Genomic DNA, 24294 nt, shown 5'->3' on the forward strand with positions numbered 1-24294 from the left:
GCGACCCATGGTGTGACATTTGACTCGAAATGGCTTGTGCGAAGCTGCCGGAATTAGGCCCGCAGCGCCGCGGCGAGATCCGCGAAAGGATCGCGGCTCGGCGGCCCTCCCGGCCCCTGCCGCAGGGCATCGTAGATGCGCGGCACCGCGGCGATGGACTGGTCCAGATCCGGGTCGCTGCCGGCCTGATAGCCCCCCATGAGCCGCAGGTCGCGCGTGTCCTCGAAGCGGGCGATCATGGCCCGCAGCCGCCGCACCAGTTCCTGCTCGCCCTCGTTCCAGACGAGGCCCGACAGGCGGGAAATGGAGCGCAGCACGTTGATGGCCGGAAAACGCCCCTGGTCGGCGATGGCCCGGTCGAGCACGATATGGCCGTCGAGGGTGCCGCGGATGGCATCGGCCACCGGATCGTTGTGGTCGTCGCCGTCCACCAGCACCGAGAACACGCCGGTGATGGAGCCCGTGCCTTCCACCCCCGGCCCCGCCCGCTCCAGCAGCTTGGGCAGAGTGGAGAACACGCTCGGCGCATAGCCCCGCGCCACCGCCGGCTCGCCCGCCGCCAGCGCCACGTCGCGCGCCGCATGGGCATAGCGGGTCACCGAATCGACGATCAGCAGCACGCTTTCGCCCGCGTCGCGGAAATGCTCGGCCACCGCCAGCGCCGCCTGGGGTGCCATGCGCCGCATCATGGGGCTTTCGTCGGAGGTGGAGACCACCACGACCGAGCGGTCCCGGTTGGGCGCCAGGGGCCCTTCGAGAAACTCGCGCACCTCACGCCCGCGCTCGCCCACCAGGGCCACCACCACGGTATCGAAGCCGGTGCAGCCCGCCAGCATGGAGAGAAGGGTGGACTTGCCGACGCCGGAGCCGGCGAAGATGCCCATGCGCTGGCCCTGGCAGAGGGGCGTGAAGATATCCACGGCGCGCACGCCGGTGCGCAGCGGCTTCTCCACCCGCGCCCGCGCCATGGCCGGCGGCGGGTCGCGATCGAGCGGCATCGGTTGCGGCCCGCGCGGCAGCGGCCCCTGCCCGTCCAGCGGCTGGCCCAGCGCGTTCATCACGCGCCCCCGCCATTGCGCGCTCGGATGAAGCATGAGCGGACCGACGCGGAACGCCCGCTCGCCCAGGCCCACCTGCATGTTGCCGTCGTAGGGCTTCACCACCGCCGCCGCGCCATCGATGCGCACGACTTCGCCGAGCCGCATCCCGCCCTCGCTCTCGACCCCCACGCGCTCTCCCAGCCGCAGAACATGGGACAGACCGGACACCTCGAAATGAGTCGGCGTCACCTGGCGCACCACGCCGCCCACGCGCACGGGAGGGCACTCCTCGAGCCCCGCCTCCACCGCGGCCGCCAGCCGCTCCAGCGCGTTCATGCCTCAATACCCCCGGAAGACGCCGCGCCGGATCAGCTCGACGGACCCAGCTGCCGGATGGCGCTGGTGGTGAGATCCTCGTTCTGGGAAACGGCGTTGGCCGCCTGCTCGAAGGCCCGCTGCAAGGTGATGAGGCGGGTCATCTCCATCACCGGGTCCACATTGGCACCCTCCACATAGCCCTGGAGCACCTTGTTGCGGGTGAAATCCTGGATCAGGGCCGGGGGCATGTTGGTGGTCATGGTGGAGCCGTCATAGCGCGTCAGGTTGGCGCCCGCGGGCATGGCATAGACGCCCACGCGCCCGGCCACCTGCCCGTTCTGGTAGATGGAGCCGTCCGACCCCACCCGCACCGCGCCGCCATTGGGATTGACCATCAGCGGCGCACCACCGGCGTCGAGCATGGCGCGCCCGTTCATGGTCTGCAGCGCGCCGTCTGCGGTCATGCGCAGGCGGCCGTCGCGGGTGTAGCCGACCCCGGCGTCGGTCCGCACCGCGAACCAGCCGCCGCCGTCCACCGCGAGGTCGAGCGGGTTGCCGGTCTGCGAGATGGCGCCGGGCCGCAGGGAGGTGAAGGTCTCGCCCTCGGACACGTAGGAGGTCTTGTCGGCGGTGGCCTGCGAGAGCAGCTCGGCAAAGCGCACCTGCTCGGCCCGGTACCCCGGCGTGTTCATGTTGGCGAGGTTGTTGGCCACGGTGGCGAGACGCTTGTCCGCAGCCATTTGCGCCGACAGGGCCACGTAGAGATTCGACGACACGTCAGCTCCCGAGCTTGTCCGGTGGGGATTGGCGGGCTTACGCCATCGCGGCCCTGACTATGCACAGCCGAGGCTTGCGTGAACCTGCCGCCTCCCGCCGCTCTCGCGCCTGTGAGCGGCGCTCCGACTTCAGCCTCGCGCAATCCTGCTGACCTAATTGAGTAAGGATACCCCTCTACCCGGACGGAGGACGGCGCCTTGGTGGTCATCATTGGAATCATTCTCGGCCTCGGCGCCACGTTCGGGGGCTTCGTCGCCATGGGCGGCCACCTGAGCGTGGTGTGGCAGCCGTTCGAATACCTGATCATCGGCGGCATCGCCTTCTCGACCTTCATCATCGCGAACCCCCTTGCGGTCATCAAGGACACCGGGGCCGCGATCGTGCAGGCGGCCACCGGGGTGGCGCCCAAGCGCAAGGATTTCCTCGCCCTCCTCAGCCTGCTCTACGCGCTGATGCGCGACATGCGGCAGAAGCCCCGCAACGAGGTGGAGGCGCACATCGACGACCCGCAGAACTCGCCGCTGTTCGGGCAGTTCCCCACCATCCTGCGGGACAAGGAGCTCACGCAGTACATCTGCGACTACGCGCGCCTGATCCTCATCGGCAACGCCAAGTCCCATGAGATCGAGGGCCTGATGGAGCAGGAGATCTCCACCATCAGGAAGCACAAGACCAAGCCGTCCAGCGCCATGAGCACGGTGGCGGAGGCGCTGCCGGCGCTCGGCATCTGCGCGGCGGTGCTCGGCATCGTGAAGGCCATGGGCGCGATCGACCAGTCGCCGGAGGTGCTCGGCCATTACATCGGCTCGGCCCTCATCGGCACCTTCCTCGGCATCTATTCCTCGTACGCCATCATCGGGCCGCTCGCCGCCAAGATTAAGACGACGCGCGAGAAGCAGTGCCAGCCCTTCATCATCGTCAAGCAGACCCTGATCGCCTTCATGAACGGCGCGCTCCCGCCCATCGCCCTGGAGCATGGGCGCAAGACCATCGCGGCGGCCGAGCGCCCCACCATCGACGAGGTGGAGAGCGAGGCCATCCATTCGTCGCCGGCGAGCTCCGGCGCTCCCGTGCAGCAGGCCGCCTGATCCCATGCATAGCCACAAGCACCAAGACATCCGCGACATGCTGCTGGACGCGGCCGGGCTCTCGCTCGACCGCCTGCCCATGCTCCACGTCCTGTTCGACCGCATGGCCACCGCCTGCGCGGACGGGCTGCGGCAGTTCGCGGCCTCCCAGGCCTATTATTCGTTCCTCAGCATCGAGAACGGCCGCATCGGCGAAGTGCTGGAAGCCTACGAGGGCATGGCCATCGCCGGCATCTTCCGCGCGCCCTCTTGGGACAGCCAGCTCATCGTCGGCTTCGACCGCGACTTCATCTTCACCATGGTGGAGGTGCTGTTCGGCTCCGACGGCTCCGAGCCGCCGGTGGAGGACGAGCGCAGCTTCACCAACATCGAGGGCCGGGTGGCCCAGCTCCTGTTCGAGCAGATGGCGAAGGCGCTGCGGGCCTCGTTCGCGCTGGTCAGCGACACCTCGTTCCAGTTCGAGCGCCAGGAAACGCGCATGGACTTCGCGGTCATCGGCCGGCGCAACAACCTCGCCGTGGTGGCGAAGTTCCTGCTCCAGGCCCTCAACCGCGGCGGCGAGATGTTCGTCATCATCCCGCAGTCGGCGCTGACGCCGCTGCGCCGCGCGCTCGCCCACACCACCGTGACCGAATCCAGCAACCGCGATCCCCAGTGGGCGCAGAAGATCCGGCAGGAGATCAACCGCACCGAGGTCAAGCTGCGCGCCATCCTGGAGGAGCGCGAGGTGAGCCTCGGCGAGGTCGCGGACTTCAAGGTGGGCCAGGTCATCAAGCTGAACGCCACGCCGTCGAGCCGGGTGAAGCTCGAAAGCGCGGCCCAGCCCCTTTTCTGGTGCCGCCTGGGCCAGGCGGACGGCGCCTATGTCGTCCGCGTCGAGGAACAGATCAGCCAGAACCAGGACTTCATCGATGATATCCTCCCCCGTTGATATCCTCCTGCTCGCCGCGCTGCTCGCCACCACCGTCTGCGTGGTGACACTCTATCGCCGGCTGTCGCGCCTCGACCGGCTGAACGCCGACTATGGCCGCGCGCTGGCCGATGCCGCGCAGGCGCTCACCGCCGCCCGCGACTCGCTGCAGACCTTCAGCACCGACGGGCGCGAGGTGCTCACCATGCTGTCCAAGCGCATCGACGACGCCCACGGTGTCATCGCCGAGCTCGACGCCCGCAAGGGCGATGCCGGCGACGCCAAGATGAAGCAGCACTGATATCCTTTCCTCCTCCTGCTCCAGAGGACGCCATGCCCGATTCCGACAACAAGACCGAAGCCGCCCTCGATGAAGCCCTCCTCTCGCCCGCGCAGGGCGCGGGCGAGGCGGAGGAGACCCTCGGCAGCAGCCGGGGCCTCGAGGCCGTGAAGCGCATTCCGGTGCAGCTGCAGGTGGTGCTCGGCTCGGCCAGCATGCCGGTCTCGAGCCTGCTGAAGCTCGGGCGCGGCGCGGTCGTGCCCCTCGACCACCGGGTGGGTGAGCCCGTGGACGTGGTGGTGAACGGCCGCATCATCGCGCGTGGCGAGGTGATGGTGGTGGAGGACGACAGCTCGCGCTTCGGCGTTTCCCTGACCGAGATCGTCGGCCCCGGTGGCAATGACGAAGCCTGACGTAGCCTGACGGAGACACGCCGATGGCGACGCCGAACCCGGGCAAGTCGCGCCCCCTGCACGGAACCGAGAAGGTCGCCGCGGTGCTCATGACCATGGGCCCGCCGACGGCGAACCGTCTGCTGAAGCACTTCGACCCGGACGAGATCAAGCTCATCACGCGGTCGATGGCGCAGCTGAAGTCGGTCAACCCGGCGCAGATCGAGGCCGTCGTCGAGGATTTCGCGACCCAGTTCGCGAGCGGCGCCAGCCTCATCGGCACCGCGTCCGACGTGGAGCGGCTGCTCACGGGCGTGCTGCCGCCGGAGCAGATCGCCGACATCATGGCCGAGCTGCTCGGCACGGCGAACCACTCCATCTGGGAGCGCATCTCGACGGTCTCGGAGAGCATCCTCGCCTCCTACATCGCCAAGGAGCATCCGCAGACCGCGGCCCTGATGCTCTCGAAGGTGCGCCCTGCCTGCGCCGCCAAGGTGCTGAGCTTCCTGCCCGAGGAGCGGCGCAACGGCATCCTGCGCCGCATGCTCACCTTCAAGCCCATCGTCGATGCCACCATGCAGGTGATCGAGCGGACGGTGTACGAGGATTTCATGATGAACTTCTCGCGCAACGCCGGCGCCGACCCGCACGCCCGCATGGCGGACATCATCAACAAGATGGACCGCGACGACATGGAGACGGTGCTCACCAGCCTGGCCTCCACGCGGCCGAAGTCGGCGGAGATCCTGAAGGGGCTCCTCTTCACCTTCGACGACATCATCAAGCTCACCCCGCGCGCCCGCACGTCGCTGTTCGACCAGGTGCCCACCGACAAGCTGGTGCTGGCCCTGAAGGGCACCGATCCGGACTTCCGCGAGATGATCCTGCAATCGCTCGGCGGCCGTATCCGGCGCATGGTGGAGCAGGAGATGGCGAGCGGCGAGCCGGTGCCGGCGCGCGAGGTCACCGAGGCGCGGCGCACCATCACCGACCTCGCCCTCGACATGGCCGGCCGCGGCGAGATCGAGCTCAACAGCGACAGCGACGAAGATTCCTACGTGCGCTGACGCCTTTTCAAAAGAGGCCGGGCGGCGTGTCTGGTTGTCTGGTTCAAAAGAAGACGCACCGGCGCGTCGGCGGGATGGGGGGTCATGGCTGAGGACCAGGACAAGGAGAGTAAAACCGAGGAGGCATCGGAGAAGAAAATCTCCGACGCCATGGAGAAGGGCAATGTCCCCTTCTCCCGCGAGGCGACCCTGTTCGCCTCGCTGCTCGGGATTCTCGCCTGCCTCGCCTTCTTCGTGGCCGCGCCCAGCCGCCTGCTCACGGAGGATCTGGCGCGCCTGATCGACGATCCCGGCGGCTTCCGCCTGGAGCACGGCAGCGACGCCATCGAGCTGCTTTGGGACACGCTGATGGTGGCGGGGCGCTTCCTGACACCGATGATCATCATCCTCGGCATCGCCGGCGTGGTGGCGTCGGCGCTCCAGAACGTGCCGTCGCTGGTGCTGGAGCGCATCACGCCGAAGTGGGATCGGGTGTCGCCCGCCTCCGGCTTCAAGCGCCTGATGGGCATCCAGGGGCAGATCGACTTCGGCAAGTCGCTGTTCAAGCTGCTGGCGGTGGGGTTCGTGGCGGGGCTGGTGCTCTATTGGGAAGAGCACCGGGTGGTGGACGCCATGCTGACCGACCCCCTACGGCTGCCCTCGGCGGTGCTGGAGCTGGCCATGCGGCTGGTCTCGGCGGTGTGCGTGGCCACCATCGTCCTCGTGGGCGCCGATCTGGTGTGGTCGCGCTTCCACTGGAAGGCCGAGCTGCGCATGACGAGGCAGGAGGTGAAGGACGAGGTCAAGCAGTCGGAAGGCGACCCGATGGTGAAGGCGCGCATGCGCTCCATCCAGCGCCAGCGCGCCCGCCAGCGAATGATGGGAGCGGTGCCGAAAGCAACGGTTGTCATTGCCAATCCGACCCATTACGCCATTGCACTGAAGTATGATCGCGATCTCGGCGGCGCCCCCCTCGTGGTGGCGAAGGGGCTTGACCTCGTGGCCCTGAAAATCAGGGAGATCGCGCAGCAGCATGCCATTCCGGTCGTCGAGGACCGGGCCCTGGCCCGTGCCATGTATGATGCAGTCGAAGTCGATCAGTGGATCCCGCGTGAGTTCTACCGCCCGGTAGCCCAGGTTCTTCACTTCATTTATTCGAAGCGCCCCAATGGTTCCAAATAGCTGCCAACACATCCTGGCCCTGAACACCCGCCCCGAACTGGAGGCGCAGGCCTTCGAGTGCGTGCTGGCCATGGCACTGCGCGGGGTCGTTGCGGAGCTGTTCTTCACCGAGGCGGGCCTGCTCATCGGCTACATCAATGCCGGCCAGGCCAACAACATCGAGGACATCGTCGCATCCTCGGCGGAGCGCACGCTGAAGCCGGGCGCCCTGCGCTACGGCCGCCATGCCCTCACCCATTCCGACTGGGGGCGGCCGCCGACCGTGAGCCTGGACCTCGAGTTCCACCACGCCACCCTGTCGGTCTATTTCAAGCTGGTGTTCGACGCGACCTCGGTGGGGGTGTCCATCGACAGCATCGATTTCCGGGTGCCCCACGCCAGCCACGACGAGGGCCTCGAGCTGCTGCGTGCCGCGCTCGAGGATTCCCGCGCCGCGTCGTAGGCGGCTTCCATCAGCCTCAAGCAAGCCTCGCCCTGTAGAAGGTGAAGATGAACTCGCGGTACTCGCCCCGCACAGGGGCGCCGCGGAGATTATCAACGTTGATCGCACCGGGAGTCGTTCCGCGGAGATCGCCATGCAGCCTCTCTACTTGTTCGGCCTCGCATCTCGTCATTCGCAGTGGGCGTCCGTGCGCCAGACGGCCATCGCCGGCAACATCGCGAATGCCAACACCCCTGGCTACAAGGCGGTGGACACGGCGGCATTCGACGCTGTGATGAACCAGACCAGCCTCACGCTCGCGCGCACGTCCGAGAGCCACCTCAGCACCCCCGCGGCGGAAGTGACGACCCGTACCCGCGACGCCAAGGACGGCTGGGGCATCAATGCTTCCGGCAATTCCGTGAGCATCGAGCAGGAAATGCTGAAGGCCAACGAGGTGAACAGCGCCTACACGCTCGACACCAGCATCGTCAAATCCTTCAACCGCATGATTCTGACGAGCCTGAAATGAACACCATCGATCCCCTGAAGGCGGTCACGCGCATCGCCAGCTCCGGGCTCGAAGCCCAGTCGACCCGCATGCGGATTGTCGCGGAGAATCTCGCGAACGCGAACTCCACCGGCTCCACGCCCGGTGAGGAACCGTACTCGCGCAAGACCGTCCAGTTTTCCGCGGAGCTCGACCGCGCGCTCGGGTTCTCTCGCGTGAAAGTGAAGAACACGGGTGTCGACAGCGCGCCGTTCCGCTCGGAATACGAGCCTGGAAATCCGGCGGCCGACGAGAAGGGCTGGGTGCTCAAGCCCAATGTGAACCCCCTCGTGGAAATGGCCGACATGCGTGAGGCGAGCCGCAGCTATGAGGCCAACCTCCAGATGATCAAGCAAGCCCGGTCCATGGTGGCCATGACCATCGACCTTCTGAGGACGTCGTGATGATCAATTCCCTCAGCCTTTCCACGACGAGCACTTCGACTCCCGGCCTTTCGCTGAGCCGCAGCAACACGCGGATGGAGACCACGCAGGCCGGCCCCGTCGCCGGCGCGCAGAATGTGGATCCCACCGATTTCTCCAGCATGCTCGCCCGCATGTCCTCCGACGCGGTGGACACGCTGAAGGCCGGCGAAGCCACCTCCATCTCGGGCATCAACGGCCGCGCCTCGGTGCAGCAGGTGGTGGAGGCGGTGATGAACGCGGAGCAGACCCTGCAGACCGCGCTCTCGGTGCGCGACAAGGTGGTCGCCGCCTATCAAGAAATCAGCCGCATGACCATCTGACGTTTCGGGGGAGCCATCATGAGAGCCCTAGCCATCGCCGCCACCGGCATGTCGGCCCAGCAGACCAACGTCGAGGTGATCGCGAACAACATCGCGAACATCTCCACCACCGGCTTCAAGCGCGCCCGCGCCGAGTTCACCGACCTGCTCTATCAGGCCGAGCGGGCCCGCGGCGTGCCGAACCAGGACGGCGCCGAGCCGGTGCCGGAAGGCGCGCTGATCGGCCTCGGCGTGCGCACCATCGGCATCCGGAACCTGCACATGCAGGGTGAGCTGTCGCAGACCTCCAACCCGCTCGACGTGGCCATCAACGGGCACGGCTGGTTCGAGATCACGAGCCCGACCGGCGAGACGCTCTACACCCGCGCTGGCAGCTTCAATCGCAGCGCCACCGGCCAGCTCGTGACCGCGGACGGCTATGTCGTGAACCCGGCCATGACGCTGCCCACCAACGCCAGCTCCATCGTCATCAACGAATCGGGGCAGGTCTACGCACAGATCTCCAACCAGACCGCGCCGCAGCTTCTCGGCCAGTTCCAGCTCGCCACCTTCGCCAATGACGCGGGGCTCGAGCCGCTGGGCGACAACCTCTACCGCGAGACCCCCGCCTCCGGCCAGCCGGTGGAAGGCGTGGCGGGTGACGTGGGCTTCGGCGCCGTGGTCCAGGGCTATCTCGAAAGCTCCAACGTGGACCCGGTGAAGGAGATCACCAACCTCATCCAGGCGCAGCGCGCCTATGAGATGAACTCGAAGGTGATCCAGGCCGCTGACGAGATGTCGAAGATCGTCTCCACGGGCCTGCGCTGATGCGCGCGCGCCCCGCCCTTCTCGCCTGCCTCGGCCTCGCGCTGGCGCTTTCGCTCGGCGGGCCCGCCGGCGCGGAGAGCATCTCCGCGCTTGCCGCCCAGGCGGAGGCGGAGCGTGCCGCCCCCGTCGAGCACACTGCGCCGGCCAAGGCGCCGGCGCCCGAGGCCCACGCGGACATCAGCCTCACCCTGCCCGTGCCGAACGTCACCCTCTATCCCGGCGACGCGCTGAACAGCGCGGTGCTGACCGATAAACCGGCGCTGCGCAGCGTGATCGAGAGCGGCACCTATGCCCCGCGGGCCGAGGCGGTTGCGGGCAAGGTGGCGCGGCGTGTGCTGCCCGCCGGCATGCCCATTCCCATGAGCGCCGTTACCGACGCCGTGATGGTGACCAAGGGCGTTACCGCGCGCGTGGTGCTGAAGGAAGGCGGCCTGCTGATTTCCGGCTATGCCACCCCCCTCGAATCGGGCGCGGCGGGCGCCATCGTCCGCCTCAAGAACCTGGACAGCGGCCAGATCATCGTCGGCGAGGTTCAGGCCGACGGCTCCGTCAGGATCAAGATGAGATGACCAGCCTTTTGCGCTTCGCCGTTCTCATCGTCGCCGGACTGTGCGGCCTCGGCGCCCTGCCGGCCGCCGCGATGACGCGCATCAAGGACATCTCCTCGGTCCAGGGCGTGCGCGACAACCTGCTGGTGGGATACGGCCTCGTGATCGGCCTTCAGGGAAGTGGCGACACCCTGCGCAACTCGCCCTTCACCGAGCAGGCCATGCAATCCATGCTCGACCGCATGGGCATCAACGTCCAGGGCATCGCGCTGCGTGCCAAGAACGTCGCGGCGGTCGCCGTCACGGCCAACCTGCCGGCGTTCGCGGCGGTCGGCAGCCGCATCGACGTGACCATCGCCTCGCTGGGCGACGCCACCTCGCTGCGCGGCGGCACCCTGCTCGTGACCCCCCTCAACGGCGCGGACGGCATCGTCTATGCCGTGGCCCAGGGCCAGCTTGTCTCGGGCATCCAGATCACCGGCCAGGCCGAGACCCTGAGCCAGGGCGTGCCCACCGCCGGCCGCATCGCCAACGGCGCGCTGGTGGAAAAACAGGTGCCCGGCCGCCTCAGCGAGCTGCCGGAATTCTACCTGGACCTCACCAATCCCGATTTCCGCACCGCCGCCGCCATGGCTGACGTCATCAACGCCTACACCCAGGCCCGCTACGGCAAGCGCCTCGCGCGCGAGGTGGACCTGCGCACCGTGCTGGTACAGCGCCCCTCCGGCGTGAACCCGGCGCGCTTCCTCGCCGAGGTCGGCGAGCTGCAGGTGGAGCCGGACACGCCGGCCCGCGTGGTGGTGGACCAGCGCACGGGCACGGTGGTGATCGGGCGCAACGTGCAGATCTCCACCTTCGCGGTCACCCAGGGCAACCTCACGGTGCAGGTCACCGAGACGCCCGAGGTGTCTCAGCCCATGCCCTACAGCTTCGGCGAGACGGTGGTGGTGCCGCGCACCGACATCGCGGCCGAGGAAAGCGGCGGGCCCATCGGCATCGTCCGCGGCACATCGCTCCAATCCCTGGTCAACGGGCTGAATCGATTCGGCCTGAAGCCCACGGACATCATCTCCATCCTCCAGGCGGTGAAGACATCCGGCGCCCTGCAGGCGGAGCTTGTGTTCCAATAGCCGGCCGTGACGCGCTCCGGCGCCGCGGCCCGCGCAGCCTGACCCTCGCCGAAGCGGATCGGCGGCCCATAGGTCAGCGTCGCGCAAGTCAGTCTTTCTAGAACCTGAGTCATCCGCTGCTCTGCCGCGCCGGCGAAGCGGCGCTCTCACCACGGAGGGAGTGCATGATGAACCTCACGCTGCCCACCCTGTTCACGGCCGTGGCGGCCCGCCGTTCGGGCGCCGCCGTGAGCCGGCGCGCGGCGCGGGTCGCGGGACGGGGCGTGCCCCTTCTCGCCTTGGCCGCCATGCTCGGCGCCGCCAGCCCCGGAGAGGCGCAGGCCCAGAGCGCGCAGACGCAAGGCGCGCAGCAGGCTGCCCCGGCGCAGGGCGCGCGCGACGATCAGGCCGCCCAGTATTGCCGCAACATCGCCGATGCTGCTGCCGATGCCCGCTTCGCGCGGCAGAAGGAAGCGCTGGCCGCGATGGAGAAGGAAATCGAGGCCCGCATCGCCCAGCTCGAGGCCAAGCGCGCCGAATACCAGGACTGGCTCCAGCGCCGCGAGGCCTTCCTGAAGAAGGCTGACGAATCACTGGTGGCGGTGATCTCCCAGATGCGTCCCGACGCCGCCGCCGCGCAGATGGCGGCGATGAACGAGGACATGGCAGCCGCCCTGCTGTCGAAGCTGAATCCGCGGGTGGCGAGCGCCATCCTCAACGAGTTCGAGCCCGCGCGCGCCGCGCGCCTCACCTCCACCCTGGTCGGCCTCTCGCGCCGCGCGCAGGAAGGCCGGCCCGGATGAGACGCCTCGCATTGACCATCGGCACCGCGCTCCTCGTCGCCGGCTGCCAGACCGACCACGACAACCTCATCACCGGCCCCACCCTGAGCCCGCTCGGCTCCGGCCTCGAAACCAGCCGCGAGCCGGTTCCGGTGACGTTCCAGCAGGCCCCCGTCCGCAGCTTCCGTTCCACCTGGGACCAGAACCGCTCCGGCAGCCTCTACCGCGATCTGCGCGCCTCCAAGGTTGGTGACGTGATCCGCGTGTCCATCGCCCTCGACGACAAGGCGCAGTTCGACAACGCGACCGACCGCTCGCGCAAATCGAAGAGCGACCTCGGTTTCGACACCGGCCTCACCCTCTCGGGCTTCGGGCGCGGCGCGAATGCGGGCGCGGCCACCGGCAATTTCAACGTCAATGGCGACACCGAAACCAAGGGCAAGGGCACCATCGACCGCTCCGAGAAGCTGCGCCTCAGCATCGCGGCGGTGGTGACCGAGGTTCTGCCCGACGGCAACCTCATCATCAGCGGCTCGCAAGAGATCAAGGTGAACTACGAGGTTCGCGTGCTGAACATCGCCGGCATCGTGAACCCGCTCGACGTCTCCTCCGGCAACGTCATTCCCTACGACAAGATCGCCGAGGCCCGCATTTCCTACGGCGGCCGCGGGCGGCAGATGGACGTGCAGCAACCGGCCTGGGGTCAGCGTATCTACGACGTCGTCGCGCCCTGGTGAGGACCGCTTTCCATGGCCGATGAGGACAATGACGCCAACCCGCCTTCCGGCAAGCGCGGCCTCCTGATCGCGCTTGCCGTCCTGACGCTGATTGCCGCGGTCACCGGCGCGGGAATCGGCTTCCTGCTCGGCAACACCGTGGAGGCGTCCGTCAGCGCGCGCATGACCTCCCAGCCGGGCGGGAAGGACGCGGGCGCCCTGCGCTACTCCGGCGACCTCACCCTCAAGGAACTGAAGCCCGTGGTGGTGAACCTCGCGGCCCCATCCTCCACCTTCGTGCGCGTTGAGGCGGCGCTGGTCTTCAAGAACGGGACTCTCGCCAATCCCGACGTGACGGCGGCGGAGGTGCGTGAGGACATCATGGCCTACATGCGCTCCCTGTCCCTCAGCCAGCTGGAAGGCCCGAGCGCCCTGCAGCACGTGCGCGAGGATCTCAACGACCGGGCGAGCATCCGCTCCCAGGGCAAGATCACGGAGCTCGTGCTCCTGACCCTGGTGGTGCAGTGACCGTGCGCCGGGAGGCGCGGCGCGTGGCGTCGCGAAAGGGGCCGCTCGCCGCCCTTGGCATGATGGCGCTTTTCGCGCTCCCGCTCGTCATCTGGAGCGCACCCGCCCTCGCCCAGGCCTCGTCCGGCAACGCGCTCCCGAGCCTCGATCAGCTCCTGCCCGAATACAGTGGCGGTACCGCCGCGCGCATCATCCAGATGGTGGCGCTGCTCACGGTGCTGTCGGTGGCGCCGGGGCTGCTCATCATGCTGACCAGCTTCACCCGCTTCATCATCGCCTTTTCTTTCCTGCGCTCGGGGCTTGGACTGCCGTCCACTCCGGCGAATCTGGTGTTGATCTCGCTCTCCCTGTTCATGACCTTCTACGTCATGGCGCCCACCTTCGACCGCGCCTGGCAGGAAGGGGTCGTTCCGCTCACCGAGAATCGCATCACCGAACAGGAGGCCCTGGAGAAGATCTCGGACCCGTTCCGGGATTTCATGCTCGATCATGTCCGGGGCAAGGACCTGCAGCTATTCTCCGACATCGCGGTGCGCCAGAACATCATCACGCCGTCCGCCCCGCCCGCGAGCGGTGGCGCCGCACCCGGCGTGGGAGCGGACCCGCAGAAGGTCTCCATGCGCATCCTCATTCCGGCGTTCATGATTTCCGAGCTGCGCCGCGGGTTCGAGATCGGCTTCCTCATCGTGCTGCCGTTCCTCGTCATCGACCTGGTGGTGGCGACGCTGGTGATGTCCATGGGCATGATGATGATGCCGCCCTCGGTCATCTCCCTTCCGTTCAAGATCCTGTTCTTCATTCTCATCGATGGCTGGAACCTGCTGGTAAGCGGGCTGGTGCGGTCTTTCTTCTGATTCCAGCGCGCATTTCGGCCGATGCCGCGCCTGTTCCCGGGCGCGGCATTTTTGTTCCAAGGCACCGGCGAAGCTTGCTTCGCGCAAGCTTCGCGTGCTAGCTTCCAATCATGACAGGTTGAGTGGTTTGCTTCTGCGAACCGGCGATCTCAAAGATCCAGACTCAAAGGCATGATGCCGTCCTGTCATTCCGGTGAAAGTCCGGCATGTCCCCCTAAAATCTTCGTCAGTGTCTTGAAGAGGGACATTTTATCATGACCAGCATGCTTACCAACAACTCCGCAATGGTCGCCCTGCAGACCCTGCGGTCGATCAACAATGACCTCGAGACCACCAACAACCGCGTCTCGACGGGCAAGAAGATCAACGACGCGTCCGACAGCGCCAGCTACTGGTCGATCGCCACGACCCTGACGTCCGACAACAACACGCTCAAGGGTGTGACGGACGCGATGGCCCTGGACAGCAACGCTGTGACCACGGCTTCGAAGGGCCTCACTCAGGTCAAGGACGACCTCGACACCATCAAGAAGGCTCTGGCCAGCGCCCTCTCTGCGAACGCCGACCGCGGCGCTCTCCAGAAGGACATTGCTGCCGCGCTCACCAACATCAAGACCGCCGCAACCAGCTCCATTTCGGGTTCCGCCGGCGACAATTGGCTGTCGGTGGATTCCAGCAACACCACGTCGTTCACCGAAGACAAGGCGTTGCTCGCGTCCTTCTCGCGCAGCGGCGACACCGTGAGCGTCTCCACGACCACGATCGACACCGGTGAGTTCCGTCTGTACGACGCCAACACCGCGGGTGGCGGCTCGACCTCGACCGTCACCACGAAGATCAACAACATCATCAGTAACTCCTCCGTTGCGGCCAACACCGCTTCGGGCGTGAATGCGGCTACCGTGGCCCTCGACACCGGCTCGAGCGCTCGCGGCTTCATGGACACCAAGTATACGGTCACCTACACCCAGGTGGGCGGCACGGCCGCCACCACCACGGCGGCGGCGTCTCTGTCGGAGATCGACATCTCTGCGCTGACGGATAACGACATCGACCTGATCTCGTCCTACATGAAGATCGTGGACTCGACCCGCGCGGCTGTGGTCAGCGGTGCAGCGACGCTCGGCACCAACGCCTCGCGCCTGCAGTCTCAGCAGAACTTCGCCAACAGCCTGATCGACCTCAACAAGTCCTCGATCGGCACGCTGGTGGACGCGGACATGGAAGAAGAGTCGACCCGCCTGAAGGCGCTGCAGACCCAGCAGTCGCTGGCGATCCAGTCGCTCTCCATCGCGAACAGCTCGTCCTCCAACGTGCTGCAGCTCTTCCGCTGATGTGAGGGCCGCCGCGCCCAACCCTCCTGGGCGCGGCGGCTTCATAAATTCCGGAGCTCTTTTAGGGCAATCTGGATACCTGCCATTCAATCCCCCGAATGGATTTTTCGGCCGCGCCTCGTTTCGAGCGCGGCCTTTTTCTTTTCGCGCCCCAACATCGGAAAAGACCGGCGGTAGCATGGCGATACGCGAAGGCGGGTGGGCTGGCTGCCCACGCGGGTGTGGGCTCCTTCCTCGCGTGGCCCTGCAACGCCCAGGCAAGTTTGACCGCCGACATTGAAGCTCGGCGCATGGTCGGAGCCTTTGGGCTTCGGGCGCCGATCCTCAGATTTGCCGCCGCGCCGGAGCCCCGCGCGGGGCGGGAGCGGAAGTGGACGAGATCGGCGGATGATCGGCCAGAAACAGCTCGAACTCCTGTGGCAGAATCTGCGCGACCTGGGCGCGCGCCGGCTGATAGCCCTCGGTCTCATCGGCCTCACGGTCGTGGGCACCATTGCGGTGGGCGTCTACTACCTCGGCCAGCCGGAGCGCGAGCCGCTCTACGCCAACCTCACGCGCGAGGACGTGAACCGCATCGGCAGCGCCCTGAAGGACGCGAGCATCCCCTTCGACGTGAATGCCGACGGCACCACGGTGATGGTCAGCCACGCCGACACCGCCAAGGCGCGCATGCTGCTCGCGGTGAAGGGCCTGCCGCAGAGCGGCAACACCGGCTACGAGCTGTTCAACGACGTCCGCTCCTTCGGCCTCACCTCCTTCATGCAGGAAGTGACGCGGGTGCGCGCGCTGGAGGGCGAGCTCGCCCGCACCATCCAGACCATGAAGGGAATCAAGGCCGCGCGCGTGCACATCGTGCTGCCCGACCGCGCCGCCTTCCGGCGCGACCAGCAGCAGGCCTCCGCTTCGGTGGTGATCCGCACCGAGAATGCAGAGGATGCCTCCACCGCGCAGGCCATCCGCCGCCTGGTGGCGGCCGCCGTGCCCGGCCTCCGGCTCGACGACGTGACGGTGCTCAACACCGAGGGCGCGGTGCTCTCCTCCCCCGACGATGGCGCCAATGCCGCGACCGGCCGCAAGGCCGCGCTGCAGCAGCAGGTGAACCGGGAGACCGAGGAGAAGATCCGCCGCACCCTCACGCCCTATCTCGGCATGGGCAATTTCGAGGTCAGCGTGTCCTCCCGCCTGGATACGGACCGTGTGACGACCCAGGAAACCACCTTCGATCCGCAGTCCCGCGTGGAGCGCTCGGTGCGCGTGGTGAAGGAGCTGGGCGAGAGCCAGAACCGCACCAAGCAGCCCACCACCACGGTGCAGCAGAACATTCCCAACAGCCAGCCGACGACCCAGCCCACCACCGATGCGAACGAGAGCTCCTCGCGCCGTGAGGAACTCACCAACTTCGAGGTCTCGAGCCGCACCGTCCAGACCGTGCGCGACGCCTATGTGGTGAAGGGTCTTTCCATCGCAGTGCTGGTCAATCGCGATCGCCTTGCCCCACCTGCCGGCCCCAATGGCGAAGCGATCCCGGTGGAGCAGCAGATCTACGAGGTGGAGCAGCTCGTCGCCTCGGCGGCCGGCTACGACAAGGATCGCGGCGACAAGCTGAAGGTCGCGGCGGTGAACTTCGCGGACGGTGGCCACGCCATGGAGCCGGTGCCGCCCCTGCCCTGGACCGAGCTGCTGCTGCGGCAGGCGGGAACCATGATCAACGCCCTCACCATCCTGGCGGTGGCCGCCCTCCTCATCTGGTTCGGCCTGCGGCCCGCCGTGCGCGCCATCCTCTCCCGGCCCCACGACGAGGTGGAGCAGGAGGTGGCCGACATCGAGACCGCCATGCTCGCGGCGGAGACCGTGCCCGCGGTGGCGGGCCCCGGCGGCACCCCGGCCATCGCGGCGCCGCCCACCGCGCCCGCGCTCGAGGCGGGCGACGACGAGCCCGTCAACCTCATCGGCGACCTTACCAGCCGCAAGAATCGCTCGCCGCAGAAGCGTCTGGAACAGATCGTCGAGTATGACGAGGATCAGGCGGTCGCCATCCTGCGGCAATGGCTGCACCAGGAGGCCCGGTCCTGACCATGCAGACGCTGTCACGCTACCTGCCCCATTTCACTCCGGACGGCGGGCAGCGGTCTGCGGGCCGCGACGGCCAGGGACACCGGGCGCGCTCGGGGGCCGAGGCGCTGCTCCAGAGCGCCGCCCAGGCAGCCGCTCCCCCGCCACCCACCTTCACCCAGGAAGAGGTCGGCCTCGCCGTCTCCCAGGCCGTTCGCGAGGCCGTGACCAAGGCGAGGGCGGAGCTGGCTGCGAGCGAGGCCGCGCGGCAGGAGGATGCCGAGCGCTTCGAGGCCACGTTGCGGGATCGCCTCGCCACCGCCCGCGCGGAATGGGCGGAGGCGGAGGGCGACCGGCTGGCCGCCAGCATGAGTGAGGCCTTCCAGGCCATGGAGACACGGATCTGCGACGTGCTGGGGCGCATTCTCGCCCCGTTCGCCAGCGAGGCCATGCGCGGGCGTGCGCTGGACGACGCGCGGCACGCCATCGCCGCGCTCATCAGCCAGCCGACGCTTCCGGACAGCCCCTTGCCCGCCATCACGGTGCGCGGCCCGGCGGACCTGCTTGCGGTCCTGAAGGATCGCCTCGGAGATCCGGAGGGCGTCACCTTCAGCCCGGGGCCGGGCGCGGAGATCGAGACGACCTGCGCCGATACCCTCATCGAGACCCGCCTCGGCGCCTGGGTGCAACGGCTCGCCGCGGCCCAGGGCCAGGTCGAGGAGGCCGGCGCCCATGGCTGACAAGAAGGACCATGGCGAGCTCATCATCATCAAGCGTCACGAGGAAGAGGAGCACGAGCACCACAACACCGCGTGGAAGGTGGCGCACGCCGACTTCATGACGGCGATGATGGCGTTCTTCCTCATCATGTGGCTCATCAACGTCACCGACAGCGAGACACGCAAGGCGATCGCGAATTACTTCAACCCCGTGGATCTCGCCGCCAGCATCAGCGATGTGAAGGGCGTCAACGATCCCAAGGACGATTCGGACAAGGGCACCTCTGCCGAGGGCAAGCAGCCTTCCGCCCTGAAGAACAGCGTGGGCCACGACACCGGCGCCGGAGACGACCGGCAGCAGGGAGACAAGGAGCGCGCGGCGTTCCAGGACCCCTATGCGGTGCTCAAGCAGCTCGCCCATGATTCCGACCCAAGCGTCGGCGGCCCGCCGCCGCCGGCGGCCGGAAACCTGGGCTCGCCCGGCACCGGTGCCGGCGACGTGACGCGCGACCCGTTCGATCCCACCTATTGGAAAGCCTCCGCCGCCGCCCAGCAGGCGCGCGCGCAGCAGGCCGAAGCGGCGCGGCAGGCCGCGGCCGCCGCCGGGCGCACCGGCACCGGGCCCGATGCCAAGGACGCCGGCGCAGCCCGCGGCGGCGACAAGGCCGCCCAGCAGGCCGCCGCGCAGGACAATGCCGCCAACGCGCTCGAAGGCGAGCTGAAGAGCACGCTCGCGGGCGCCGTCAACGGCCCGCACGCCCCCAACCTCAGCGTGAAGGCCACGCCCGAGGGGCTCGTGATCGACCTGACGGACGACATCGACTATTCCATGTTCCCGGTGGGCTCGGCCATTCCCGACGGGCGGCTGGTGCGCACCATGGAGCAGATCGCCCACGCCCTGCGGAATCGGCCGGGCCAGGTGACCATCCGCGGCCATACGGACGGACGGCCCTTCCGTTCCGAGACCTATGACAACTGGCGGCTGTCCTCGGCTCGCGCCCAAATGGCGCTCTACATGCTGGTGCGCGGCGGTCTCGACGAGAAGCGCGTCGTCAAGATCGAGGGCGTGGCGGATCGCGACCTGAAGAAAGCGGATGACCCTTACGCGCCGCACAACCGGCGCATCGAGATCCTGCTGCGGACGCCCGCGCCATGATGCGAGGGCCGTCTCTTCCCGTCGTGCTGCCAGTGCTCCTGGCGGCGCTGCTGGCTTCGAGCCTGACGGCTCCGGCCGCGCGCGCGCAGGCGGGAGACCCCTGGCTGGGCATGCGCGTGGGAGGGGATGTGCCCGCGGAACAGCAGGCGCCGGCGGAAGCGCAGCCCTCTGCCCGCCCGCGCCCGCCGACACCGCCGCCGCCCGCAGTGCTGTCGCCGCAGCCGGAGCCGTCCGCGACGGCCAATCGCCCGGCGCCGCGCCCCGCCAGCGCGCAACCTGCGGCTGCGCCAGCGGCGGAGAGTCAGCCCACGGCCCGTCCGCGCCCGCCTGCCCCGCCCCGCCCCGCCGTTCTGCCGGCGGAACCGCCCGCGACCAGCAATCGCCCGCAGCCGCGCGCCGCCAGCACGCCGCCGGCACCGAGCGAGCCGCCGCAGGCGAGCGTGCCGCTGCCGCCGCGCCGTCCGGCCATGGCACCGCCGGCGACCGCCACCGCGGCGCCCCCGCCGCCCGTTGCCGCTCGGCCGCTGCCTCCGGCGCGCATGGATGCGCCCGCCGTCGCGCAGCCTGCCGTGCCGCCTCCGGCGGCGCCGCGACCGCTTGGACCGAACCGGCCGGTGGCCCCCCCCGATGTCGCAACCGCTGCTCCGATGCCGGTTCCCGTCCCGGTCCCGGTGATTGTCGCCCCGCCGGTTCCGGCGGCTGAGGCGACGACGCCGGCCGCGCCCGTGGCCGAGCCTCCGGTGGTGCGCACGTTGAGCGAATCCGCTCCCCCGCCCGAGGGATCGCCCGCCGCGGCGGGCACGGAGAGCGTCCCCGCCCCCGTGGCGCAGCAGGTACCCGCGCCGCAGACCGTGCCCGTGCCCGCAGCGCCAGCCGCCGCTCCGCTGGCCGAGGCGCCGGGTCCCGAGCGCCCTGTCGTCGCGGGCGAGAAGACCCCGGCCGCGGCGCCGAGCCCGGCCGCCTCCGCATCGGCCGTGGCCGCGCCGGCGCAGCCCCTGTCGACGCCACAGGCCACCGTTGCTCCGGACGTGCCCAGCGCGCCCCCCGCCCCACGGGCGCAGGCTGCCGCGGCACCGGCCGCGGGCAGCGGCCTGGAGCCGGTGCAGATGGTGCATCGGCTCCAGCGCCTTCAGGACAGTATCGCCGCCGGCTCGCTGGAAGGCGTCTCGACCCAGCGGGCGCTCATCGCGGAGATGGATCAGGCGTTCGCCGCGGCCGATTCCTCCATCTGGCAGGACCCCGCCAACGCCCGCGCGCTGGTGAGCTATTTCCTCAGCGGCGGCTCGCCGGCGGTGCTGCGCGCCATCATCACGCGCGAGCCGCGACCGTCCATCGACGAGAAGCTGCTGCTCGGCACCCTGCTCTATGTGGAGGGACGCGAGGACGCCGCCCTGCGTGAGCTCGGGGAGGTGGACGCGCGCAAGCTGCCCAACATGCTCGGCGCGCAGATCGCCCTTGCCCAGGCGACGCTGACCGTGCGCCAGGACCCGCGCAAGGCCTCCGAGCTGCTCGATCTCGCCCGCCTGCTGGCGCCCGGCACCCTGGTGGAGGAGGCCGCGCTGCGCCGCGAGATCCTGGTTGCCGCCCAGGCCGGCGACATGGCCGGCTTCGAGCGCCTCTCGCGGCATTACCTCTATCGCTTCAACCGCTCGGCCTATGCGGACAACTTCCGCCAGCGATTCGCCAGCGCCATGGCCCACATGCAGAGTGCCGATGGCGCGGAGGGGCTGGAGCGCCTGAAGGACCTGCTTGCCGTGCTCGACGACGAGGGCAAGCGGGAAATGTACCTGCTGGTGGCGCGCGCGGCGCTGATGGAGGGCAAGACGGCCCTCGCCGCCGGAGCCGCCTTGCGGGCCCGCGACCTCGCGGCTACCGCCAGCCGCGACGCGGAGCGGGCGCAGGTGTACCTTGGCGCCGCCCAGGCCGTGATGCCGGACCGCTTCCAGGCGGCCACCGACGCCCTGAAGCGGGTGGACCGCAACCGCCTCGATGCCTCCGACGCGGCGCTGGTGGACGCCGCCCTCGCCACCGCCAACACGCTGCGCCAGGCCGATCAGGTGCCCCCGCCCGAGAGGCGGGGCCCGGCACCGGTCGCCGGCGCTCCCGATGAGATCAAGTCGTCGCCTGCCGTGTCTCGCGCCCGCGAGGCCCTGACCAAGATCGACGCGCTACTGAAGGCCGCGCCCCGATGACCACTTCCATCGACACCTCCTTCGCCACTGCGGCCACCACCGGTTCCGCCATCGGCGGCGCCGATCACGGCAAGGCGCGCGCCGGCGCCGGCCAGTTCGACGACATCTTCTCGGACGTGGCCCAGCAGTCCGCCGAGGAGGCCAAGACCGCCGGCGAGGACGGAAAGGCCGGGGAAAAGAAGGGCAAGAGCATCTCAGCGCGCGACGCCGCCGCCTTCGGCCGCCTTCTGCAGCGCTGGGACAATGGCGAGGAAACCGCCGCGACGCCTGCGGCGCAGGGCGCGACGGACGAGGAAGCCACGACGCGGAACGCCGCCACGGCGCAGGGCAAGGCCGTGAAAGGCCGGGGCGAGCAGCAATCCGCGGCCACGCTCCCTCCGTCGACCGAGACACCGGCGCATGACAGCCAGGATGAAAATGCGCCGGATGCCACCGGCGCCGGCACGCCCGCCCCCACCGCCGACCAGCCGAAGGTGCGCATGACACCTGACGCGCGCGCGGCCAAGGACGTGCGGGAGGCCCGCGCACAGGCGGACAAGGCCGATCCTCAGGCAGATGGCGCCACGGGCGCCGAGGAGACGCGGCGGGCGGACAGCCCTGATTCCGACCAGCAGACGACCGACCGCACGGACAAGGGGAAGGGCCCCAAGGCCGCGGTTGCGGCCGAGCCCCAGCCAAGCGCGACCACAGATGCAGCGGGCGCGGCCGCGCCCACGACCGCGCTGGCGAGCCTTGCGGGCGCGGCCCTGCCCCAGCTTCAGCAGGCCGCGGCCAGGGGCAAGGCGCAGGGCGACGACGGCGAGCAGTCCTCCAGCGGCGGCCAGAGCACCGATGGCGCCGCCGATGCCCGGCCGGCCTCCGGCGAGGGCGACGATCAGGTCAACCACATCAAGGTGAGCGTGACCCGGCGCGAGACCCATTTCGCGCCGGTCCTCGACCTGAATCAGCAGCATGCGGCCGCGACGGCCGACACGAAGGCCGCCGCGCGCGACGTCGCCACCCAGGAGTTCGCACAGGCGCAGGCGGAGACCGAAGCAAAGGCCTCCGGCAGCGGCAAGGCCGCCGTCGGCGAGAAATCGGCCCAGGCCGGCGCCACCACGACCGGCGCCGCGGGCGCCTCCGGCACCGGCACCGCGAACGGCCTCTCCGGGCTCACCAGCCTGCCCTTCACCACCGCCGCCCAGGTGAGCCGCGCCATCACCGAGGAGGCCGCGCGCATGCGCAGCGGCGAGCCCGCCGGGCCGCAGACCACCACCCAGGGGCCGGTGCGCATTCTTGAGATGACGGTGACGCCCGAAAGCCTCGGCCGGGTGACGATCCAGATGCGCCTCACCGCCAACGGCCTGGAGGTGCGGGTGCGCGCCAGCGAGGCGGCCACCGCCCAGATGCTCGCCCAGGACCATGACGCCCTGGTGCGCATCATCGAGCGCAGCGGCACCAAGGTGGACAACCTCGATATCGTGAAGTCCATCGCGAGCCCGGTGGAGGCATCGGTGCGGCCGGCATGGTCGGCGCCGCAGTCCTCGGGCGCCAACGCGGAGCAGGACGGCCAGCAACGTCGTGAACAGGGGAGGAATGGGGAAAATTCAGGCAGGGGCAATCAAAATGACGATGCGCAATCTCGCTCTCGGCATTCTTCTGACTCTGCTGACGACTGAGGTCGCCGGCGCCACGCCCTTCGGCACCATCCCCATGCGGGAAGCCCCGCCGCCCGCGAAGGCCGCGCCCGCGCCCAAGGATGCCCCGAAGGATGCCGGCAAGGCCGCGGGCGCGCCGGCGGCGAAGCCCCAGAAGGCCGTCCGCAAGGGCGGGCCGCCGAACATCTGCGAGCGCGAGCTGGCCCGCGCCTCCAAGAAATACAATGTGCCCCTTGAGATCCTCTACGCGGTGGGCCTCACGGAGAGCGGCTATGCCGGCTTCCTCCAGCCCTATACGCTCTACATCGAGGGCAAGGACTACATCTCCAACAATCTCCAGGACGCGCTGAAGCTGTTCCGGGAGGCGCACGGGCGCGGCGTGCAGCTCATCGACATCGGCTGCATGCAGGTGAACTATTACTGGCACAAGGACGAGTTCAACTCGCTGGAAGAAATCTTCAATCCGCGCCTCAACGTGGAGCAGGCGGCGCGCTTCCTCCAGGAGCTGAAGAAGCGCCATGGAAGCTGGACCATGGCCCTCGCCCGCTACAATGCCGGCCCCAAGAATACCGTGGGCCAGCATCGCTATGTCTGCCGGGTGATGAAAAATCTCGTGGAAGCGGGGGTGGGCGAGTGGACCGGCAGCGCCAAGTCCTTCTGCGACAACCCTCCACCGCCGCCCGCGAGCGCGCAGCCTGCCCCCGGCGCCGCCCAGGCGGAGGCGGCTGCCGAGCAGGAGGTGGCGCCCGTCCTGATCGCCCCCGCGCAGATGGGAGCCGAGGAGCCCTCGCCCGCACAATCCTCGCCCGCCCAGGCGGCCCAGTCCCAGGCAGTCCAGCCCCCGCTGACACCATCCCAGGCTGCGCCCCTGCCGGCGGCGACAGAGATCAGCCCCACCTCCCTGCACTGATGGCGTGAACGCGCGCCGGGGCTTCCCGCCCCGCTGAGGCTTACCCGCGCAAGCGGCCAGCGACGGCCGTGCCGGAAACCGGAACGACCGCCGCGCGACAGGCGCGGCGTTTCGTCCGGAACGGCCCATGGGCGACTGCCGCGCCCCTTCCGAAGATCCTGAAGCACCGCCGTTCGCGTCGCGCCCCGCCGCGCGCCGGCC

At 68.9% G+C, this 24294-nt stretch carries 26 protein-coding genes; 24 read left to right on the forward strand and 2 right to left on the reverse strand.

Going from position 1 to position 24294, the window contains the following annotated elements:
* Positions 1-53: 53 nt before the first annotated feature.
* Together fliI and flgF are read right to left on the reverse strand one after the other, a co-directional pair.
* On the reverse strand, positions 54-1376 hold the full coding sequence (fliI, locus tag V5F75_RS17090) for a flagellar protein export ATPase FliI (protein ID WP_394033985.1): 1323 nt from the start codon (positions 1374-1376) through the stop codon (positions 54-56).
* Between the two features lie 32 nt (positions 1377-1408).
* Positions 1409-2134 (reverse strand): flagellar basal-body rod protein FlgF, encoded by a 726-nt coding sequence (gene flgF, locus V5F75_RS17095; protein WP_394033986.1) that lies wholly within the window; start codon positions 2132-2134, stop codon positions 1409-1411.
* Positions 2135-2332: 198 nt separating this feature from the next.
* Between flgF and motA the strand changes: the two genes are divergently transcribed.
* The 24 genes from motA to V5F75_RS17215 all read left to right on the forward strand — a co-directional run bounded on the left by motA (position 2333) and on the right by V5F75_RS17215 (position 24093).
* The gene (gene motA, locus V5F75_RS17100; RefSeq protein ID WP_394033987.1) at positions 2333-3223 is read left to right on the forward strand and encodes a flagellar motor stator protein MotA; all 891 of its coding nucleotides are present in this window, start codon (positions 2333-2335) and stop codon (positions 3221-3223) included.
* A 4-nt stretch (positions 3224-3227) separates the two neighbouring features.
* The gene (locus V5F75_RS17105; protein WP_394033988.1) at positions 3228-4154 is read left to right on the forward strand and encodes a flagellar motor switch protein FliM; all 927 of its coding nucleotides are present in this window, start codon (positions 3228-3230) and stop codon (positions 4152-4154) included.
* Positions 4135-4434: a hypothetical protein gene (locus tag V5F75_RS17110; protein ID WP_394033989.1), complete on the forward strand. Its 300-nt coding sequence runs from the start codon at positions 4135-4137 to the stop codon at positions 4432-4434. The genes V5F75_RS17105 and V5F75_RS17110 overlap by 20 nt, the downstream gene beginning before the upstream one ends.
* A 32-nt stretch (positions 4435-4466) precedes the next feature.
* Entirely contained in the window at positions 4467-4826 is a 360-nt protein-coding gene (fliN, locus tag V5F75_RS17115) for a flagellar motor switch protein FliN (protein ID WP_394033990.1), read from the forward strand.
* Positions 4827-4849: 23 nt separating this feature from the next.
* Positions 4850-5872: a flagellar motor switch protein FliG gene (locus V5F75_RS17120; RefSeq protein WP_394033991.1), complete on the forward strand. Its 1023-nt coding sequence runs from the start codon at positions 4850-4852 to the stop codon at positions 5870-5872.
* A gap of 84 nt (positions 5873-5956) precedes the next feature.
* Positions 5957-7033: a flagellar biosynthesis protein FlhB gene (gene flhB, locus V5F75_RS17125; protein WP_394033992.1), complete on the forward strand. Its 1077-nt coding sequence runs from the start codon at positions 5957-5959 to the stop codon at positions 7031-7033.
* Positions 7020-7475 carry a BspJ family T4SS effector nucleomodulin gene (locus V5F75_RS17130; RefSeq protein WP_394033993.1) on the forward strand — a complete coding sequence of 152 codons (456 nt, stop codon included), beginning with the start codon at positions 7020-7022 and terminating at the stop codon, positions 7473-7475. Before flhB ends, V5F75_RS17130 begins: the two co-directional genes overlap by 14 nt.
* Positions 7476-7608: 133 nt before the next feature.
* Positions 7609-7986, forward strand: a complete 378-nt coding sequence (gene flgB / locus V5F75_RS17135; RefSeq protein WP_394033994.1) for a flagellar basal body rod protein FlgB — start codon at positions 7609-7611, stop codon at positions 7984-7986.
* Positions 7983-8408: a flagellar basal body rod protein FlgC gene (gene flgC, locus V5F75_RS17140; RefSeq protein ID WP_394033995.1), complete on the forward strand. Its 426-nt coding sequence runs from the start codon at positions 7983-7985 to the stop codon at positions 8406-8408. The genes flgB and flgC overlap by 4 nt, the downstream gene beginning before the upstream one ends.
* On the forward strand, positions 8408-8749 hold the full coding sequence (gene fliE / locus V5F75_RS17145; protein WP_394033996.1) for a flagellar hook-basal body complex protein FliE: 342 nt from the start codon (positions 8408-8410) through the stop codon (positions 8747-8749). Before flgC ends, fliE begins: the two co-directional genes overlap by 1 nt.
* 18 nt (positions 8750-8767) lie before the next feature.
* Positions 8768-9556 (forward strand): flagellar basal-body rod protein FlgG, encoded by a 789-nt coding sequence (gene flgG, locus V5F75_RS17150; RefSeq protein WP_394033997.1) that lies wholly within the window; start codon positions 8768-8770, stop codon positions 9554-9556.
* Positions 9556-10125 (forward strand): flagellar basal body P-ring formation chaperone FlgA, encoded by a 570-nt coding sequence (flgA, locus tag V5F75_RS17155; protein WP_394033998.1) that lies wholly within the window; start codon positions 9556-9558, stop codon positions 10123-10125. Before flgG ends, flgA begins: the two co-directional genes overlap by 1 nt.
* Positions 10122-11234, forward strand: coding sequence for a flagellar basal body P-ring protein FlgI (gene flgI, locus V5F75_RS17160; RefSeq protein WP_394033999.1), 1113 nt, complete (start codon positions 10122-10124; stop codon positions 11232-11234). Before flgA ends, flgI begins: the two co-directional genes overlap by 4 nt.
* 164 nt (positions 11235-11398) lie before the next feature.
* Entirely contained in the window at positions 11399-12016 is a 618-nt protein-coding gene (locus tag V5F75_RS17165) for a MotE family protein (protein ID WP_394034000.1), read from the forward strand.
* A complete protein-coding gene (locus tag V5F75_RS17170) occupies positions 12013-12732 on the forward strand; it encodes a flagellar basal body L-ring protein FlgH (RefSeq protein WP_394034001.1) in 720 nt (239 codons plus the stop codon). Before V5F75_RS17165 ends, V5F75_RS17170 begins: the two co-directional genes overlap by 4 nt.
* Before the next feature lie 12 nt (positions 12733-12744).
* A complete protein-coding gene (locus V5F75_RS17175) occupies positions 12745-13239 on the forward strand; it encodes a flagellar basal body-associated FliL family protein (protein WP_394034002.1) in 495 nt (164 codons plus the stop codon).
* A gap of 59 nt (positions 13240-13298) precedes the next feature.
* The gene (fliP, locus tag V5F75_RS17180; RefSeq protein WP_394034093.1) at positions 13299-14093 is read left to right on the forward strand and encodes a flagellar type III secretion system pore protein FliP; all 795 of its coding nucleotides are present in this window, start codon (positions 13299-13301) and stop codon (positions 14091-14093) included.
* Between the two features lie 254 nt (positions 14094-14347).
* Positions 14348-15427 carry a flagellin N-terminal helical domain-containing protein gene (locus tag V5F75_RS17185; protein WP_394034003.1) on the forward strand — a complete coding sequence of 360 codons (1080 nt, stop codon included), beginning with the start codon at positions 14348-14350 and terminating at the stop codon, positions 15425-15427.
* A gap of 387 nt (positions 15428-15814) precedes the next feature.
* Positions 15815-17500, forward strand: coding sequence for a flagellar basal-body MS-ring/collar protein FliF (fliF, locus tag V5F75_RS17190; protein WP_394034004.1), 1686 nt, complete (start codon positions 15815-15817; stop codon positions 17498-17500).
* A 2-nt stretch (positions 17501-17502) separates the two neighbouring features.
* The gene (locus V5F75_RS17195; RefSeq protein ID WP_394034005.1) at positions 17503-18219 is read left to right on the forward strand and encodes a hypothetical protein; all 717 of its coding nucleotides are present in this window, start codon (positions 17503-17505) and stop codon (positions 18217-18219) included.
* A complete protein-coding gene (locus V5F75_RS17200) occupies positions 18212-19354 on the forward strand; it encodes a flagellar motor protein MotB (protein WP_394034006.1) in 1143 nt (380 codons plus the stop codon). Before V5F75_RS17195 ends, V5F75_RS17200 begins: the two co-directional genes overlap by 8 nt.
* A gap of 647 nt (positions 19355-20001) precedes the next feature.
* Positions 20002-21546: a MotC family chemotaxis protein gene (locus tag V5F75_RS17205; RefSeq protein WP_394091627.1), complete on the forward strand. Its 1545-nt coding sequence runs from the start codon at positions 20002-20004 to the stop codon at positions 21544-21546.
* Positions 21543-23204 (forward strand): flagellar hook-length control protein FliK, encoded by a 1662-nt coding sequence (locus tag V5F75_RS17210; RefSeq protein WP_394034008.1) that lies wholly within the window; start codon positions 21543-21545, stop codon positions 23202-23204. The genes V5F75_RS17205 and V5F75_RS17210 overlap by 4 nt, the downstream gene beginning before the upstream one ends.
* Positions 23152-24093, forward strand: a complete 942-nt coding sequence (locus V5F75_RS17215; protein ID WP_394034009.1) for a lytic transglycosylase domain-containing protein — start codon at positions 23152-23154, stop codon at positions 24091-24093. Before V5F75_RS17210 ends, V5F75_RS17215 begins: the two co-directional genes overlap by 53 nt.
* Positions 24094-24294: the final 201 nt, after the last annotated feature.

It is taken from the genome of Xanthobacter albus (assembly GCF_043194895.2).
Classification (GTDB): domain Bacteria; phylum Pseudomonadota; class Alphaproteobacteria; order Rhizobiales; family Xanthobacteraceae; genus Xanthobacter.